The sequence below is a fragment of the Micromonospora sp. M51 genome, assembly GCF_018070305.1.
GTDB lineage: Bacteria > Actinomycetota > Actinomycetes > Mycobacteriales > Micromonosporaceae > Micromonospora > Micromonospora parva.
The window spans coordinates 1-1,169 of sequence record NZ_JAGPXZ010001197.1 but is presented as its reverse complement, the minus strand read 5'-3'; the positions used below and the strand labels follow the sequence as shown (position 1 = coordinate 1,169).

The window sequence follows — 1,169 nt, the reverse complement described above, 5'->3', positions numbered from 1 at the left end:
GAGCCGGCGGATTCCGGTGGCGCCCGGATCGAGCTGGACCTGGCCGACGGGTCGGGCTGCCCGAGTCGCGGACCTGTTCCATCACCTCGCCGCTGCCGATCGGGCGGTCATAGCGGGTGAACGGCGCCCGCAGCGGGCTCGTCACCGCGTCCTTGGACAGCAGCCGGCTCAGCTTGTGCGTGGCGATGGAGAGCAGCACCACGTCGGACGGCGCGGGGCGTTCCGGCACCGGCCGACCGGTCGCCTTGACCAGGCCGGCGAGCGCACCGGTCACCCCGGCGTAGGCGCCCATCGCCACCAGGTAGCCGCCGAGCGGCCGGTGTTCGTGCGGCGCGTACGCCCGGCGCAGCCGGGCCGCCTTCTGTCGCAGGCCAGTGTCGCTCACCCGATCTCCTCACGTGTCGTGGTGGTGGCGGGAGCGGCGTCCCGCTGTGGCCGGCTCAGCCGGCCTGGAGGTTGTCGGCGACCTCGCGTGCCAGGTTGGTGAGCGCCTGGTCGGCCAGTTGGTCCGGCCCGGGCCCGCCCGACCCGTCGGCCAGGTCCAGCTCGATCCGGGCGCCACCGGAATCCGCCGGCTCGACCCGGATCTCGGCGGACCAGTCGTCGGTGTCGCCCCACCGGGCACGCAGCTCGTCGCCGTTGATTTCCGCGGCCGGGCTGCCGTCGCCGCGCAGTGGCTCCGGCAGCCAGGCCGAGGCACGGTCGGGGTCGGTGGCCGTGCTGAAGACCACCTCGGGTGGCGCGGACATGCCGCGTACGGCGCGCGCCGGCATCAGGCGTCCCGCAGGCGGCTGGGATCGACCTCGCGACCCGGGTGGCGGGCCAGGTACTCGGTCTCCAGCTCCGCCGTGCGTCGCAGGTGGTTGGCGAGTGCGGAGTCGGCAGCGTGCCGCAGGGTGTCCAGGCGGGTGCGGTGCAGACTGTGCATCTCGCGGATCAGGTCCTCGTCGGTCAGCTCCGTCGGGTCGATGCCGAGCAGCTCGCCGTCGAGACCGGGAGCGCCGGCCGGGTCGGCCAGCTCATCGCCGCCCCACTCGGGCACCCGCTGCTCCGGGCTCACATCCGCGCCATCACTGGACGCGAAGCCGTCCTCACGTACCGATCCGGTCATGATCGCCCCCCTTGATCTCGTTTGGGCTGGCGTCTAGACGATTGCCCAGGCGTGGTGA

3 protein-coding genes are annotated in these 1,169 nt (G+C 73.5%); all 3 read right to left on the bottom strand.

Annotated features, from left to right (window positions below):
* Window positions 1-385: DUF1360 domain-containing protein (locus tag KBX53_RS33640; RefSeq protein WP_210863884.1), on the bottom strand; the 385-nt coding region annotated here is incomplete at its 3' end.
* 55 nt (window positions 386-440) lie between these two features.
* A complete protein-coding gene (locus tag KBX53_RS33635) occupies window positions 441-773 on the bottom strand; it encodes a hypothetical protein (RefSeq protein WP_030333338.1) in 333 nt (110 codons plus the stop codon).
* Window positions 773-1,111 (bottom strand): DUF6158 family protein, encoded by a 339-nt coding sequence (locus tag KBX53_RS33630; RefSeq protein ID WP_036411714.1) that lies wholly within the window; start codon window positions 1,109-1,111, stop codon window positions 773-775. The genes KBX53_RS33635 and KBX53_RS33630 overlap by 1 nt, the downstream gene beginning before the upstream one ends.
* Window positions 1,112-1,169: the final 58 nt, after the last annotated feature.

What these genes read in the sequence shown, in the direction of transcription:
- KBX53_RS33635 (WP_030333338.1), bottom strand. Translation starts at nt 773, where the DNA reads ATGCCGGCGCGCGCCGTACGCGGCATGTCCGCGCCACCCGAGGTGGTC.
- KBX53_RS33630 (WP_036411714.1), bottom strand. Translation starts at nt 1,111, where the DNA reads ATGACCGGATCGGTACGTGAGGACGGCTTCGCGTCCAGTGATGGCGCG.